The sequence below is a fragment of the Methanofollis ethanolicus genome (assembly GCF_001571385.1).
In the GTDB taxonomy this organism is placed as follows: Archaea; Halobacteriota; Methanomicrobia; order Methanomicrobiales; family Methanofollaceae; genus Methanofollis; species Methanofollis ethanolicus.
In genome coordinates, this window is the sequence record NZ_BCNW01000001.1 from 2,396,755 (window position 1) to 2,413,432 (window position 16,678).

14 protein-coding genes are annotated in these 16,678 nt (G+C 53.2%); all 14 read right to left on the minus strand.

Annotated features, from left to right (window positions below; genetic code table 11):
* Positions 1-99: 99 nt before the first annotated feature.
* Positions 100-1,545 carry a flippase gene (locus tag MEFOE_RS11465; protein ID WP_067052219.1) on the minus strand — a complete coding sequence of 482 codons (1,446 nt, stop codon included), beginning with the start codon at positions 1,543-1,545 and terminating at the stop codon, positions 100-102.
* Between the two features lie 109 nt (positions 1,546-1,654).
* Positions 1,655-3,481, minus strand: coding sequence for an asparagine synthase (glutamine-hydrolyzing) (gene asnB, locus MEFOE_RS11470; RefSeq protein ID WP_067052221.1), 1,827 nt, complete (start codon positions 3,479-3,481; stop codon positions 1,655-1,657).
* 219 nt (positions 3,482-3,700) lie between these two features.
* Entirely contained in the window at positions 3,701-4,915 is a 1,215-nt protein-coding gene (locus MEFOE_RS13470; protein ID WP_083523454.1) for a glycosyltransferase family 4 protein, read from the minus strand.
* 162 nt (positions 4,916-5,077) lie between these two features.
* The gene (locus MEFOE_RS13475) at positions 5,078-5,515 is read right to left on the minus strand and encodes an acyltransferase (RefSeq protein ID WP_083523455.1); all 438 of its coding nucleotides are present in this window, start codon (positions 5,513-5,515) and stop codon (positions 5,078-5,080) included.
* Positions 5,508-6,647: a UDP-4-amino-4,6-dideoxy-N-acetyl-beta-L-altrosamine transaminase gene (gene pseC / locus MEFOE_RS11480; protein WP_067052225.1), complete on the minus strand. Its 1,140-nt coding sequence runs from the start codon at positions 6,645-6,647 to the stop codon at positions 5,508-5,510. Before pseC ends, MEFOE_RS13475 begins: the two co-directional genes overlap by 8 nt.
* 4 nt (positions 6,648-6,651) lie before the next feature.
* Positions 6,652-7,608: a dTDP-glucose 4,6-dehydratase gene (locus MEFOE_RS11485; RefSeq protein ID WP_067052227.1), complete on the minus strand. Its 957-nt coding sequence runs from the start codon at positions 7,606-7,608 to the stop codon at positions 6,652-6,654.
* Complete coding sequence (locus tag MEFOE_RS11490; protein WP_067052229.1) at positions 7,605-8,723, minus strand: glycosyltransferase; 1,119 nt, start codon at positions 8,721-8,723, stop codon at positions 7,605-7,607. The genes MEFOE_RS11485 and MEFOE_RS11490 overlap by 4 nt, the downstream gene beginning before the upstream one ends.
* 13 nt (positions 8,724-8,736) lie before the next feature.
* Complete coding sequence (locus MEFOE_RS13820; protein WP_153015961.1) at positions 8,737-9,582, minus strand: hypothetical protein; 846 nt, start codon at positions 9,580-9,582, stop codon at positions 8,737-8,739.
* Between the two features lie 333 nt (positions 9,583-9,915).
* On the minus strand, positions 9,916-10,761 hold the full coding sequence (locus tag MEFOE_RS13825; RefSeq protein WP_153015962.1) for a methyltransferase domain-containing protein: 846 nt from the start codon (positions 10,759-10,761) through the stop codon (positions 9,916-9,918).
* Positions 10,751-12,181, minus strand: coding sequence for a polysaccharide deacetylase family protein (locus tag MEFOE_RS11500; protein WP_067052233.1), 1,431 nt, complete (start codon positions 12,179-12,181; stop codon positions 10,751-10,753). The genes MEFOE_RS13825 and MEFOE_RS11500 overlap by 11 nt, the downstream gene beginning before the upstream one ends.
* A gap of 2 nt (positions 12,182-12,183) precedes the next feature.
* Positions 12,184-13,257 (minus strand): DNA topoisomerase IV subunit A, encoded by a 1,074-nt coding sequence (locus tag MEFOE_RS11505; protein WP_067052236.1) that lies wholly within the window; start codon positions 13,255-13,257, stop codon positions 12,184-12,186.
* Between the two features lie 14 nt (positions 13,258-13,271).
* Positions 13,272-15,071, minus strand: coding sequence for a DNA topoisomerase VI subunit B (locus tag MEFOE_RS11510; RefSeq protein WP_067052238.1), 1,800 nt, complete (start codon positions 15,069-15,071; stop codon positions 13,272-13,274).
* Positions 15,058-16,290 (minus strand): histidine--tRNA ligase, encoded by a 1,233-nt coding sequence (gene hisS / locus MEFOE_RS11515; protein WP_067052240.1) that lies wholly within the window; start codon positions 16,288-16,290, stop codon positions 15,058-15,060. The genes MEFOE_RS11510 and hisS overlap by 14 nt, the downstream gene beginning before the upstream one ends.
* Before the next feature lie 42 nt (positions 16,291-16,332).
* Positions 16,333-16,641: an ABC transporter permease gene (locus tag MEFOE_RS11520; RefSeq protein WP_067052242.1), complete on the minus strand. Its 309-nt coding sequence runs from the start codon at positions 16,639-16,641 to the stop codon at positions 16,333-16,335.
* Positions 16,642-16,678 lie beyond the last annotated feature (37 nt).

Sequence of the window (16,678 nt, forward strand, 5' to 3'; positions counted from 1 at the left end):
GAAAGCAGTTCACAGAGGATCAGAAAATTATCGGGTAAATAAAGATCCCGGGAAAAGAGTAAACTGCCGAAAGATTTTTTGCATCTCTCCTCCGGCAGATCACAACCACCGCGGCCAGGGCGCGCCGAGCTGCACGACAAGGTCCCGGATCTCGTCGTGGAGGCCGTGGTCTGCCTTCAGGAGGACGAGGCCATAGACGAGGCCGCCGAGGGCGACGGCGGCAAGGACGATGAAGACATTTGTGAGGGGAATAGCAAAGCGGTATGCGAGGACGACGAGGGCCATCGCTCCCGCGGCGAGGAGGATGTGAAGGACAGGGCCGCGTTCGAGTTTTACCGGGATTTGTTTCGAAAGATAATATCTGGCGATCCCGGCATTGACGAGCATCGTTACGAGGGTGGCAATCGCCGCCCCCTCGATCCCGAAGAGGGGGATCAGGGCAAGATCGAGGACGATGTTCACGACAGCCGCCGTACCGGTGGCATAGAAAGACTCCCTGGGGCGATCGAGGGCATTGAGACACATCGTCTGGAGGTACATGAAGACATTGACCACCTGCACGAGGAGGAGGATTGCGAGGGCCGTCGTGCCCTCGGCAAAGCCCGCACCATAGAAGAAGTACAGGAGGCGGTCGCCGAGGACCCAGCCCCCGACCGCGACCGGTATCGCGAGGAGGAGGGAGTAGGTGAAGGCGCGCGCGAGGGAGAGGGTGACGCGGTCGAGGGCACCGTCGGCGTGCCAGCGGCTGATCTTTGGGTACAAGGTTGTATGCAGCGCCATCGTGGTGAAGGTGGCGGCGGCGGTGAACTGGAAGGCGATCCGATAGACCCCGACGTCTGCTTTAGTCATGAAGTAGCCAACGAGGATGGTGTCGGCGTACGAGAAGACGGTGGCACCGCTGGAGGCGAGGAAGATCCAGAAAGAGAAGGAAACAAGGTTTTTGATATGCCCGATGGTGAAGCGGGTGAGATGGAGTTTAAGGAAGAGGAGACAGGTCAGACCGCCGGCAAAGATCCCGGCGACAAATCCTCCGGCAAGTCCTGCGGCACCGAAGCCGAGGAAGACGGCCAGGATCTGGAATAGAACACGGGTGACATTGTTGACAAGGCTGCTGGTCTGGCTCACGCCGACCATGCCGGTGCCGTAGACGCCGTTTGCGGCGATCCCCTGGAATACACCGATTACGAGAGCGAGCAGCAGCCAGGATACCATACCCGACGCTCTGAAGTCATCGAGGAGGGGGAGCACCGCAAACACAACGGCGATCGAAACTGCAAGAAGTAGAACCCGCATGAAGACAAATGCTGAAAAGTAGCCTTCCGGTTCGGTTCCTTCCGAGATCCTTTTGACTGCCGCACCGCCAAACCCCCCATCCCCGAGAAGAGTGAATATCCCATAAAATGCAATAAAGATAGAATAAGCACCGTAGGCTGCTTTACCAAGGGCATGGGCGAAGTACATGGTGGCGACAAAGCCGATGACGGTCAGGAGGATGGTAGAGGTGAAGCTGATCAGGCTCTGACGTCTGATGGGGTCAATACCCATAAGACGGGCGAAACTGCGGGCCGCGAACACAGAATATGATAGGAGAGGAGCATCATTAAACTGTATCCTCTATTCAAACGGTCCGGTTGGTGACGGTGGAATGTTTTAATCACAAGGTCTGGTGCCGGGGGTCATCTCTCTCATCAAAAAAGATCTGCAACCAGAGTTCTGCACAGACGACCCGCCAGATCTCAGGAGAGTATGCTGCCTGCCCTTCCACATATGCGAGGTAACTTTGACACACCTGGTCCGCGTCCCAGTACGGCCGGGCCCGGAACCGTTCAGAGGAGAAAATCTCCTTGATGAGGGGGCTAAGATCCTCCTTCATCCATACCTCTTCGGGCGTCACAAATCCCATCTTGTCCATCCGACACCTGATGTTCTCCGGCACCAGACCCTGGATCGCCTGCCTCAGGACATGCTTTGTCACGCCATTCCTGATCTTCTGGTCCAGGGGCAGGGAGGCGAGGTACTCCGCGACCCGATAGTCAAGGAAGGGGACCCGCGACTCGACCCCGAAGGCCATCGAGTTCCTGTCCTCGTAGTGGAGAAGGGAGGGGAGGTTCGTAAACCCGATCTCCCGGTAAAGCACTTCAGGGAGAGTTCCGCCATAGCGGTCGATCGCGGGGAGTTCACCGAGGAGGAGAGACCGGCGCTCGGAACGCGCGGCGATCTGCTTCCTTGCATCCAGGAAGAAGCCGCGGTGGCGAAGGCCGCCGCACACTCCCTCCCGGAGGAGCGCGAGAGGATGGGCTTTCAGGCTCCTGAGGTAGGGAACGATGTAGCCGAGGTAGCCTCCGAGCTGCTCGTCAGCCCCCTGTCCGTCCAGGACGACCGTGACATGCTCCCCGGCAAGGGCCATCACGCGGTACTGGGCATAGATGGAGAGGGAACCAAAGGGTTCGTCCTGGAGATAGACGAGGCGCTCCAGATCGCGTTTCAACTCCTCAGGGTCAGGGGAGGTGCGGTGTGCGTCGACCCCGGTCGCCCTGACGACCTCGTCGATGTACCGGCTTTCGTCGAATCTTCCGTCCAGATAGCAGGCCGAAAAGGTCTTCTGCCTCCCGCCGACACTCTCAGGGGCTTCCTGCCCGATCAGGTCATTGATCAGGGCGGTGAGGGTCGATGAGTCGATGCCGCCCGAGAGGCAGGTGCCGACCGGCACGTCGCTCCTGAGGCGGAGGCGGACGGCATCGAGGAGGAGGGCGCGGAGACGGTCGGCGGCAGCCCGGTCATCAGCACCGGTCAGAGCGTCGGAGATCTTAAGATCCCAGTACGGGGTCGGCCCTTCAGGCACACCTTTCCTGACGACCATCGAGTGGGCGGGAGGGAGCTGGAAGATCCCCTCAAACATCGTTTCAGGTGTGTGGTCGAGCACGCCCCATGCAAGATAGTCCATCAGGCGTTTTTCATTGGGCTTTTTTCCAACCTCAGGGTGGGCGAGCAAGGCCTTGATCTCTGAGGCGAAGAGGAAAGTGCCGTCGGCGACCGTGTAATAGAAGGGCTTGATCCCGAACCTGTCCCGGGAACAGAAGAGGGCATCTTCCTTCAGGTCATAGAGGGCGAAGGCCCACATGCCATTGAACCTTTCAACGCATGCCGACCCCCACTCCTCATAGGCATGGAGGATCACCTCGCTGTCTGTCTGCGAGCGGAAGGTATGGCCGGCGCGGAGAAGGTCCTCCCTGAGTTCACGGTAGTTATATATCTCTCCGTTGAAGACGAGCCAGAGGGTTTCGTCCTCATTGGCCATGGGCTGGGCGGCCAGATCCGAGAGATCGATGATGGAGAGGCGGCGGTGGGCGAGACCGACCGGTCCCTGGAGGTAGGTGCCCTCCCCGTCAGGGCCGCGGTGGGCGAGACGGGAGGACATGACCTTGAGGAGGGCCGGATCGGCCTCGCATGTGATTGAATAGATACCTGCTATGCCGCACATGGGGGGGCCTCAAAGATTATGTATTTTTCATGGAAATGAAGTTACTGTACATGAATTCTTCTTCTCAAAGAAAATATCTTATTATTCATGTTAATGAGAGAGTTATCATAATCGACGTATAATGGCGCTCCAAAATGCCCATGAGGTTGAAGACATCGTCTTGATGAGGAGGTGCATTCCGTTACGAAAGGTGGGCTAAATTATAAAAATCATATCCATCTATGGCAACAAGGTGAGTTCTTCAATAAAATTCACTTCTTTTTGGATCCTCTGATCCCACGTTTCAAAATGTTCCAAAGCATACATACGCGCATTTTTTCCAAGACGGATGCGGAGATCTTCATCCTCTAATAATTCAAGCATAATTCGGGGCAACATATGCAACGAAGTTATATCCAATATGAGCCCATTTTTATTATTTTCAATAATGTCTCCTGTTGCAGCAGTATTTAATGTAACAATGCATCTTCCGCACATCATCGCTTCCAGAAGGGGGTTACCAACATTGGAGATATCATAAAGAGAAACAAAAATATCAGCACTGTTAAGATAATACTTCACCTGGTCATGGGGGATCGTACCAGTGAATGTTACATAATTTCTAACACCCAGATTGTCAACCATGTTTTCAAGACTTGTCCTCTCATCGCCATCTCCAACGATCACAAACATAACGTTATTTATCTGCGATACAACGTCAGGAATGACTCTAATTAACCTATCAACACGTTTGAGTTTGTCTAATCGGCTTATGGCCAGAATAATCTTAGTATCAGGATCTATTCCAATTGAGTTTTTGAATAATTTAGAATTAAAATTATCCAAGTACATTTCATCCACACCATTTAACCAATATTTTAACTTTTTTTCTGGAAATCCAAACGCGTTTGCAACTTTGTCCCCCCCAGACCCATCATTGGTAATTATCAAGGCGTCACACGAGAGTTTAAATGGCATAACCTCATTAAAACGCAATAATAATTGTAAATTATTATCAATAAATGAGTACAAATATACTACCCCAAGAAGTCTCGTTATATTGGGGATTTTCCATAGTCTCGAGATAATGTACGCCGTTACTGCGCCGCTACCCGCATAACCATAGACGACATCGGGATCAATTTTTCTTGAAACCCTTATGGCCCTTATCGTTGCAAAGAGAATCAATGAAAAAAATTTAAACTTTGCATAGAGACCATTCAATATACGATTTTTGATATGTAGGGAGAAAAACGGCGCCACATATGAATGAATGTATAATCCGGGAATTATCGAACGTTGCCCCTTTTCATACGGACAGATCATATGTACTTCATGACCAGCGTCGGCAAGTCCTTTGACCAGATTATATATTGTCGGAGTTCCCCCTTTGTTGTCTAAATAAAATAATCTACTCCAAGGAGACACAATGGCAATTTTTAATTTTGGCTTCATTAGATATCACTTACCTTCACAATCTCTTGGCCATTCAAAGTAATATTCAAATATTTCATATTAACACAGCGAATGGAAATATCAGGGATGAGAAACCTCCCAAGTATTATCAATTATTCATAATATTTCAAATTATCATCATCAAGAAAAAACGATACAATATTAAAGTATATCCGATTTTATCCTTACAATGTGTGCGGGCATACCAACAGCGACAGAATCATCAGGAACATTTTCTGTTACAACAGCTCCAGCACCAATAGTTGCATTTTTACCGATTTTGACTCCAGGAAGCACCACAACATTTGATCCAATTTCAGCGTCATCCCCGATGTAAACAGGTTTTTTTAATACAATATTATTTTTACTTCCAGTAATAGTTGAAACTGACAGGATTATTACCCCATAACCAATTTTAACATTTTTTCCAATAAATACTCCGCCTCCATAATCAATAACGCTGAATGCACCAATCTGAGCAGGTTCACCTACAAGTTTTCCATCTGGATAATCCGATTTAAAAATAACCAGTGAAGGATCAGGTAATCCCCATCGTCGAGCAAAAAAAACTATGCAATTGCGAATGAATGATTTAATCATACATAACCCTATTTATGCACGAAATAACCGATTCAAGATCCATCAAACTCATTTTAGGATACAGAGGGAGTGACACTTCATGTTCATAGAGCCAAGTAGCATTTGGACAATCACCTTTCATGCATTCAAATAATTTTTGATAAGCGGGATGCTGATGAAGGGGTATAAAGTGAACACTGCACCCAATACCCATCTCTGCCATCTCCCGGATAAAATCACCCCGGTTCATTTCATTGACCAGAACCGGATAGAGATGGTAAACATGCTTCCGACCCTCTTTTTCAACCGGCGTCACCACTCCTTCGAGATCACGGAGAGCAGCAGAATACATCTCCGCATACTTTCGCCGTGTCGCAACGAATCCATCCAGCTTCCTCAACTGGTGGATGCCAAGTGCAGCCTGGATATCCGTCATATTGTACTTCCAGCCGCACTCCTCGATCTCGTAGTACCATGACCCCTGTGCCGAGTACCTCTTCCAGGCGTCCTTGCTGATCCCGTGGAGCCTGAGGATCCGCATTTTGTCGGCGATCTTCTGGTCGTCGGTGGTGACCGCACCCCCCTCCCCGGTGGTCATGTTCTTCGTGGCATAGAAACTGAAGCAGGTGGCATCGCTCAGGGAACCGATCTTTTTCCCGCGATATTCCGCCCCGATCGCATGGGCCGCGTCCTCGATAACGACAAGGTTGTGGTCGTCTGCGATCTCCTGGATCTCCTTCATGTCGCAAGGTTGACCAGCAAAATGTACCGGGATGATCGCCTTCGTTTTCGGCGTGATCGCCTCATTGATCTTTTCCGGGTCGATGTTGAAGGTGTCCCGCTGGATATCGGCAAAGACAGGCCTCGCACCGGAGTGCACGATCACATTCCCTGTCGAGGCAAAGGTGTACGGGGAGGTGATAACCTCGTCTCCACGTCCAATGCCATAGGCAAGGAGGGAGAGGTGAAGAGCGGCTGTACAGGAGTTCACCGCCACCGCATATTTCGCACCGGTATATGCCGCGATCTGTTCTTCGAAGGCGATCGTCTTTGGTCCCATGGTGAGCCAGCCTGACCGCAGGGTGTCGACGACCTCTGCAATCTCCTCCTCACCGATCTCGGGAAGGCAGTAGGGAATATTCAATTCGTCCATATTTTCACCTCGGTTTCGCCCATTCTTCAACCTTGTAATTCCTGTACCATTCAATGAACTTTTCTAGGCCTTCGTCGATGGAATACTTTGGTTCCCAACCGAGTTTTCTCGCCTTCGATATATCGGCAACAAGGCGCTGGACCTCACCGGGACGCTCCTCGACGTGAACAGGAGTGAGATCCTTTCCGCAGAGGTCGATGATCTTATGAGCAAGGTCAATGATCGAGACATCGACACCGGTCCCAAAATTGATAGGTTCTCTCAAGGGGTTTGGATACTTCAGGATGAGATCATATGCCTCCACGATGTCGTCGACATAGGTGTAGTCCCGCGTCTGCAGACCACTCCCGTAGATCACTGGCGGAAGGCCACTCATCACTCTCTTGGTGAAGATGGAAAGGGCTCCGCCGTACCCGGAATCCTTCTGCCTCGGGCCATAGAGGTTGAAGGGCCGCATGATGCAGACATTCATCCCATAGGTCTCGATATAGGCATAGCACATCCTGTCAGCTGCGATCTTGCTTGCGCCATAGGGATGGGGGGCATTGAGCGGGTGATCCTCATTCATCGGGGCATATTGCGCCGAGCCGTACACCTCACTCGTCGAGGCATGAACGACCTTGTCAACGTCATAGACCCTGGCGACCTCAAGGACATTCTGGGTGCCAAGGACATTCACTTCGTAGGTCAGCCGCGGTTCGATGATGGAGCGGTCCACATGGATCTGGGCGGCAAGGTGGATGACGGCGTCGACATCGCGCATGATCTTTTCAAGGAGGTCATAGTCCCTGATGTCCCCGTTGATCAGTTTGAAGTTGCGGAATCCGAGGAGATGCCTGACATTGGTCAGACTGCCGTTCATAAAATTATCCAGGCAGATGACAGTGTCGCCGTTCTTCACATATCGATCGCAGAGATGAGAACCCACAAAACCGGCGCCGCCGGTGATCAGCAACTTCATATCTTATACCTCTTAGAGAGGGCATGATAGATTGTGTTCATTTTTTCCATCTCAGAATAATAATTGGCATTCGCTTCAACAATTTTACGGCTCAAATCTCCAAATTTCTTCCGGACTGAAATGTTTTTCAGGAGATATATTATTTTTTCAGCCAGATAATATGGATTTTTAGGGGGTACAAGAAAACCATTGACACCATCCTCTACCCACCTGTGATTGTCTCCGACGTTAGTGACAACTGGGGGTAAACCACAAGCCATACCCTCAATATTACTCACGGCAGTCCCACCATCAGAAAGGGACGTAGAGACATAAATATCAGACGAAGAAAGATAAAGTGGAAGATCCTCATGCTTTATAAGTCCAACAAATTTTATCGAGTCAAAAACATTCAAAGATTTTGCTAAGTTCATAAGATATGCTTTCTGGTAGTCTTCCCTCGCTATAATAAATCTTACATCCGGGATTTCTGTTTTTATTATAGGTATTGCCCTGATAAGAGATTCAACATCATATATTGGTTCTAGCCCACGGTCGCTGATAACAGTTGGGTAGTCCCCACTAAATAAGTCCCAAATGATAGAACGATCCCTTTTTTCTGGACAGAAGATCGAAACGTCCACTCCGTGATATATGATTTTGATCTTGTCTTCTTTTATTCCCAGTTTTACCATTGCAGACTTTGAATTATAACCATCGCTTGTTATCATATCAGCGTGCTTCAATGCAAAACAAACCATCTGCTTATACAGGATCGAATCAAAAGGATCGATTAAAACATCACTACCCCATGCACTTACAACAAGTGGATGGAAGCCAGAAAATGCGCCACAAAAACCATAATGTGTCACATAATGAGCATGAACAATATCAGGTTTTATCTCCGAGATTAGTTTTCTGATTCTAAATGGGGCCAGCAGAATATCTGGGATCTTTTTCGACACCTTGTGAAGACGAACATTTGGCATTTTTTCATACACTTCCTCCCCAATAGTCGTTCTTTCGGGAACGGTGTAACTTAAAGTAATCAGATCTACTTCATGCTTCTCGGAGAAATACTCCACCCATCTTTTGATATGGGTCGTTCTTGCATCGGCCAGTATACAGATCTTCATATGAACCCAGCAACTAAATTAGTTTCAAAAATCGGCCCACATAATATTCAATCGGGTGAAAGATGTCCTTAAAAAACGGAGCAATAGTATCTCTCCGTAACCATACATCTTTGAAAGTGACTGGACTTAAAACATCCTCGGTTTTGTAGAGTTGAAATCTACCACCCCAGAATATCATCATCGCAGCTCCATAGAGATATCCCACCACCCAATAATATCCGACGTTTTTACTGTTTTCTTTTGCGTGTGTCTGGGATCCTGTAGCCATACAGTATAAGAGATAAGGGAAATCAACCCCGTTATCTAAAGATAACTGCAAAGGTCCCCAGAACCGTGGATTTAATTCTATGCCATAATATTTGTTTTTACATAGTTTAAATTCAACCATAATAACGCCCGTCCAAAAGAGATCCTTCATCATCTGATCAGTTTTTTGGATAACACTAGCGGGAAAATCAAAAGGACAAGCCTTAATTACAGACTTTCCACATGGTTGTTGATGGATATTGATCTGACCAAAGTTTGCAACACGATTGCCCCGATTATAGAGAGCGCAGTAATAAACACTGGGACCATCGATATATTCCTGAAAAAATACGTTCTCATACCCTTTGGCCAGGAATTTGCAGTAATCACGTTCGGATAAAATTAATTCGGGAAATTCGACCGACTTTTTAGAATTTTTGGCGCTTTTCGGTTTTAAAACAAAAGGGATATCAGACATTTTTGGATCTGTTAGAATCTTTGGAACGTCTAATCCATATTCTGAGATTAAGTTCTGAAATGAGTATTTATTAGAGACTTTAACGTACGCGTCATATTCAGGGCATGGAAGAATATAATCATAACCTGCTAACATATCGCGGAATTTTAAGATGCATCGGATATGATCCTCGCCTAATGGGAATATAATAATGCCCGGATACGAAGACAATACCTTCTGCAAACTAGATATAAAGAGTTCAGAATTCTTGGGATCGTCATACCAAAACCCATCTAGGATATATTTTCTATACACCGAGTGTTCGAAGTAATTAAAATGACTTATTCGGCCATTAGCGCGCCTTTTACGTAATAAAAGAACACTCACCCCTCTTGCACAGAGAGATCTGACACACGCTATTGTAGCTCGCTCATTCGCCTCCAAAAATAACAGAACTGCTCTTTCACTCTCCATATAACTATACCCTCTTTATTCAGACTTGCAGATGAAGATTGGCCTTTGCGCAAATGTGTACGAGACATATGGTTTATGGGTAATTTTCGATAAAATGACATCAAAGATATACCGCAGTGGTAATCTGTTTCGCATTATTGGAGGGAAACGATTTTTGGTTATGTTAATGGTTCCATAATTTATTCTTTCGTTTCTCAACGGGATGTCATTAAGTACCCCACAGAACTCTGGATGCCATCCTGAATCTCTCAACAAAGATACAGTATAATTAATAATATCAGATTCTTTGCAGATGTCCCCGTCAAAACCCCACAATTGATACCCCATCTGAAAGATCATATAGTCACTCCGGGATCTCAGTTTATGAAGGAAATGCACTGAGTAATCCCTCCAATCCCTCAAAGATGATATTGATGCATTTTCATAGTCATAACCAGCATGCTGAATCACGTTTAAGTTAAGAATAATATCAACCTGAGGAAGAGAATCAATAGTGTCTAAAGTGATCGAAGTATTGTGTGCCGATATCCTATCTTCGAGATTACTCAATCGGATAATAGTACTCAAGACATCAAACAAATGTGGATCAGGTTCATATGCAAAAACAGAACTATTACAACCATAAGCAAACCTAGAACAGAAGTACCCAATATTTGCCCCTATTTCTAGAATACTCTTGTTTTTACAATCAAGATAGGATGTAATCCAGTCATATCGTTCTTCATCAAGGCGTGTATCCCATCTTTCAGGAAACGCATCTCTTATCTCCTTTGGCAATGTCGGCGGTAACTTTTGGTACAGGCCATGCCGTCCATGATACGATAGGAGTTCCTTTAGGTGATCAATTTCATTATGCATCATCAAAGTTTGCCTCTATCAAATGTTTTTCGCACGGGATATCAAGATAATCATGATTTATATAGTGATCAGAACACGGATATTTGATGTTTTTTGGGCCTGCAAACACCCGTATCATCAAACGAGGGAGAATGGTGTTTACCACATCCCCTGCTAGTTCTATAATTATCGTATGATCATCTTTTTTAGGGATGTAGATACGGATATTCCTTCTCATGCAGTACCAATCACATGCCAGATGTGCAGGAACTACCCAAGCTTTTCCTCTGAGAGTTATCTCAATCAGGGTATAATAAAAAACATCCCATCGATGGGGAGGAGATAAACTTTCATGGTGCCAGAGCAGTGTCACAACACCCCCATACTGTTGAGCATACTGAAATATCTCAGCACACCGTTTCTTTGCCTCGTCTTCGGAGAGGTGCAGACAGGGTACCCGATCCCAACCTGCGTCATGAGGGAGCCAACAGAATGTCCCAAAAAGACCCAGATCCTGAATGTTTAAAGGTACTTCCAGCAAACGCTCGCACCCGCGCGGCCGGTAAGGCTGCATTGTCCCGGCCCTGAAGCCCACGTCGTCGTTGTACCCGAAGGTCGAGTCATAGGAGTACCCGGCCTCGTCGAGTATCTTCCAGGAGTCCCTATCGAAGAGCAGCCAGTGGACGCGCGTTCCCGCCTCATTACCCGTGAGGTCGGTCACGCGCCGCAACTCCTCCCGCGCTGCACCGACGTCCCGCCAGTTGTCGAGACCATGCACCCCGACCTCCCAGCCGCCGTCGATCAGTGTCCTGATCAACTCAGGGTCGAGGTCGTAATACCCCGCCCGGATCGCGGGCGCACCCTCCCCTGCCTTTCCCTTCTCGGGCAGGAAGAACCAGGTCGAGCGCACGCCGAGTTCCTCCTCAAGGCGCATCCACTCCTCGAAGCAGTTCCAGGGGTCCTTCCCGACCCCGCACTTCGCACCGAGGATCCGCACGGCGTCCTTCACCATGCCCTTCCGCAGACACTGGTACACCGCATACCCGACCGAGACCCAGCGCCTCTCCCGCACCGAGGTGATGTCCACGTCATGGGTGAGTGCGACGATGTACGAGTAGCCCCAGGGCACTGGCGGGATCTCCACGAGGAGGGTGTGCTCCTTCAGTATCTGGCGCAGTTCATCGATGAGGACCTCGACCACAGGTTCGTGGCAGTGGGGGAGGCCCTCGTTCAAGATCCGCGCTATCTCGGCAAAATAGTCCTTCTCTGAGAGGTCGACGAGATAGGCACCGGCCAGGTCGACCTCCCCTCTGCGGGCGATGACCACGTCATAGGTGTGCGACGGGTCGTACCACTCCCACGGGATCTTGAAGAGCTGGAAGGTCTCCTCGACGGCATAGGTGTCGTCATACTTCACCCCGATCAGCGCCCGCTGCTCAGCCAACCCTACAGCACCCCCATCTCACTCAACCTCGCCGGCAAATACTCCTTCGTCACGAAGTCGAGCCCCTGGCTTGCAAACGCCTGCTGCTCGGCCTTCAGCCCCATCTCGAGCTGCAACCCGATCTGCTCCCGCCAGTACTCCGTCGCGAAGCGCGGGTCAGTCAACTCCGCCTTCAGCGCCGCCACGTCCTGCTCAGAAAGATGATCGGCCGGCAAATCATAATCGCGAATATCCGAAGGCTGCACCCCGATGAACTGCGCCTGCGGCGTCGCCAGAAGTTCGGACATGTGCGCCGCCTTGATCGAGCCGTACGCCACCGAGGCGTAGATGCGGTACGACCAGGGGTCGCCGTCGGTGAAGACGACGATCGGGAGCTTGAACTCCTCGTTGATCCGCTTGAGGAGCCGCCGGGTGGAACGCGCGGGCTGGCCCTTCAGGTGGACGAGGGCCGCGCCGTACTCGTCGTCGAAACCGTTCTCGATGAGGCGGGCGTACATACCGCCCGTCTCCAGCGCGATGACGAACTTGGCGTCATGGTCCAGGAAGTCGAGGGCGTCGACATTGTTCGGGATCTGGTACCCTGTCTCTCCGACATCGTCCTGGCAGTGGATCTCCCGCGCACCCCGCCGCGTCTTCTCCCGGATCCGGATCGGCCCGAAGATCGAGGCCCCGTCCTCCTCGGGGCGGAGGTGGTAGACCTCGCGCTGGACGTCGGTGAGGATCTCCAGGTCCTCGACAAGCCTGTTGGACTCGTCCTGCGCCCCGAACTTCGCCTGCTTCCAGCCCTCGGAGATGTAGTACATCTCTCTTAAGGTCGAGGACCTGTTCTCGGCCAGCTGCTGCTTCAGGAAACCGATCACGTACGCCATCTTCAGGAGGTGGACCGCCCCCTTCGCGGTGGCGGCCGAGCGCATGCTCTCCTTGTCGCCGTACTTCCAGACCTCGCTCTCCTCGTCGTACGCGATGTTCTGTTTGGTCCGCGTCGGCAGGGCGATCGAGGGGATCCGGCCGTCCGAGAGTTGGTCGTACCAGCGCTCCGCGATACCCTTCAGCTTTTCAAGGCCGAGGGCCTCCATCTCTTCTTTTGAGGTCACAGGTACACCACCACTTTCTTCCCGTCCTCGACGCCGCGCACGTCCAGCATGCCGCCGCCCTTCCCGGTGTAGACGACATGCCAGCCCTCGCCGGGAGCGAGGGCGCAGTTCCAGACACGCGTGTACTCGCCGTCGAGGTCGCTTGCAAATGCAGGCGCAGGCTCTGCGTCCTCCGCGGCGTCCGCCGAGATGTCGTAGACAGCCAGGGCGAGGTCGTCGGCCGTGTGGTTCCGCACCTCGATGAGCACCCGGCCGTCATAGGACCGCTTCCGCGCCACAAGCCTCCTCATGATCCGCCCCTCGATCGCCGAGATGTCGGGCACCGGCCTCTCCGTGATCTCGGCCACCTTCTCGGCGATCGCGGGCATCACCGCGCAGACGGCCCGCGCACGGTCATCCTTCTGCTTGTTCCTCTCCCGGCGGGCGAGGTACGCCTTCAACTCCCGCCCCAGGTCCTGGAGGGCGAGGGTGACCTCCTTCTCGATCTCCGGGATCGAGGCGACCGCGTCCTTGCTCTCCGAGGTGAAGGGGACGTTCGTGGAGGCGACGTGGACGAGGATGAGCACTGGCCCTGTCGGGAGGCCGGACTGGGAGAGCCCGTAGTTCTTCCAGTTCACCCCGGCGACCTGCGCCGTGATCGCGCAGGCCCCCTGCTGGTACAGCAGGGGGACGCGGTTTGCAAAGCGCATCAACTGTGCCGTCCCCTCGGCGTCGAGTTTCCCGCCATAGCCGATCGCCGCCTCCACGACAAAGGGGTGGCCTGAGAAGACGGAGGCCGGACGGGTCCGGGCCTTCACGAAGTCAGGCTGGAACTCCTTCTCCAGACCCTGGACGATGAGGTCCTCCCCGATCGGGGAGAGGCACTGGTTCGTCGGCGGCGCCGGCACATGCACGGACTGCATCGCCGCAAGAAGGGTCTTCAGGGCGTCGGGGGCGATTGCACCCATCTTCGCCCCGACAGGGAGGCCAGCGGCCGCCGCGATCTCCTCCGCGGTCTTCTTCCCCACCCGGCAGAAACTCCCGACGAGAAAATCGTCAAGGGTGGCGTCGGCCTTCGCGGCCGTCATCCTCTTCAGGGTGCCGAGTTCGATCCCGTGCGGGTGGGGCTGGATCGCCTGCGGCGGCACGATCGGTTCTGCCGAGACCCGCTCGAAGGTCGTCGCCTCGCCGTCGATCTCGATGCTGATCCGCGCGTGCGGGTTCACGACCGAGGTGGAGCGGAGGTACTCGATGAGGCGCTTTCGCGCCGCAAGAGTGCTCGTGAACTCCAGTTCGATCCTAGTGCCGTGCGTCCTGTCCCAGGCGACCTCCTCGTGGCCGAGCACCTCGGGCTCGTTCGTCTCGGTCCTGATCATCAGGGAGAAGCGGTGGGCAGGCACCTTCGCGGAGGTGCGGGAGACGACAACGGCAGGCGTGCCCGTGGTCAGTTGCGCATAGAGGACCGCGGCGGAGATGCCGATCCCCTGCTGACCGCGGCTCTGCCGGATCTGGTGGAAGCGGGAGCCGTACAGGAGTTTGCCGAAGACATACGGCACCTGTTCGGGGACGATGCCCGGGCCGTTGTCCTCGACGGCCACCCGATATGCGTCGGAGGAGGCCTTCCTGATGGAGACGAAGATGTCCGGGAGGACACCCGCCTCCTCGCAGGCGTCCAGGGAGTTGTCGACCGCCTCCTTGATGGTGGTGATGATCCCCCGCGTCGGGGAGTCGAAGCCGAGGAGGTGCTTGTTCTTCTCGAAGAACTCGGCGACGCTGATGCTCTTCTGCTGTTTCGCAAGGTCTTCAGCAAGCACCAACGCCCTTCACCTCGACGATCGCCTCGTCAGGCTTCATCTCCCGCTGCTCGCCGGAATGAAGGTCCTTGAGGGTGACCGTCCCTGCCTCTGCCTCCCGTTGCCCGATGATGCAGGCATAGTCCGCGGCCTTCGCGGCATGCGCAAGCTGCGCCCCCATGCCGCGGCCGAGCAGGTTCACCTCGGCCCTGATGCCGGCGGCGCGCAGGGTCCGGGCGACCCCGAAGGCCGCCGCTTCGAGGCCGGGCTGGGAGAGGACGGCGACGACCGGATCTTTCTTCAGGGGGTAGTCGCCGAGGGAGACCATCACCCTGTCGAAACCGATCGCAAACCCGCAACTCGGGGCGTCGTCCCCGCCGAAGAGCTGGGCAAGGCGGTAGTTGCCGCCGCCGAGCACCTGGTTCTCGGCGCCCAGGTTGTGGGCAAAGCCCTCGAAGACCATGCCCGTGTAGTAGTCCAGGCCACGGGCGATCCCGAAGTTCACCGTGTAGTCGATCTCCTCGCCGTCCAGGACCCGGAAGATCCCCTCGACCCGTTCCTTCTCCGGGATATCGCCGCAGATCTCGAAGGCCTCCGCGGGGCCCCGGCAGGAGACGAGGCCGGTGAGGGAGTCCTCCAGGTCGACCTGCCCGCAGGTCTCCAGGCAGCCCTTCAGGCCGTCCATGTCGCGCTTGTCGAGGTACGCCATCACCTGTCTCTGGAGCGAGGGTTCCACGCCGGAGAGGAGGTGCTTCATCGGCGCCAGGAACCCGACCTTCAGGTCGTAGTCCAGGCCGACAGAACGGAGGAGGTCGTCGGCGACCATGATCACCTCGGCGTCGGCCGCCGCGGAGTCCGCGCCGATCAGTTCGACGCCGAACTGCCAGAACTGGCGGTACCGGCCCTTCTGGGGCCTCTCGTACCGGAAACAGTCGGCCACATAGTACCAGCGGATGGGCTTTGCGATCGATCGCCCCTCGTTCACGTACATCCGCGAGACCGAGGCCGTCACCTCGGGCCGCAGGGTCATCTGCCGCCCGCTCTTGTCCTCGAAGACGTACATCTCCTGCTTGATGTTCTCGCCCGAACGCATGGTGAAGAGTTCGAGGTGCTCGAAGGTCGGGGTGCAGACCTCGCCGTAACCCCACCGCCCGACGGCCTCGCGCATCGTCGCTTCCGCGGTGCGCCGCTGCGCCATCTCGTCGGGCAGAAAGTCCCTGGTTCCGCGTGGTTTCTGTAGCATCAGATCGACTCCTGCCGTAAAATTTGCGTTTCAGACCTTATCTTACCTGCGGGGAACATTCCCGAAAAAGCGCGTGGCGGCGCTCTCCCCGCCCGTCCAGACCTTCTCCCGCGACACGCGCCCCTGGAGGTACAGGGCGAGGAGGACAGCGCCGAGAGCGAGGAACTCGAGGTCCGGGTTTGTGAGGGCCATAAGGAAGCCGAAGAGGGCGAGGGCCGAGTAGAGCACGCCCCTGTACGCCGCCTGCCTGTAGCCGGGGAGGGCGGTCCGATAAAAGATCCGGGCGTCCCGCAGCCAGAGGAAGAACGTCGCCGCAGTGCCGAAGGCGGCCACGTAGACAAGATAGGTCATTACCGTGGGTGATTTATTATCCCCGCACCCATATTTT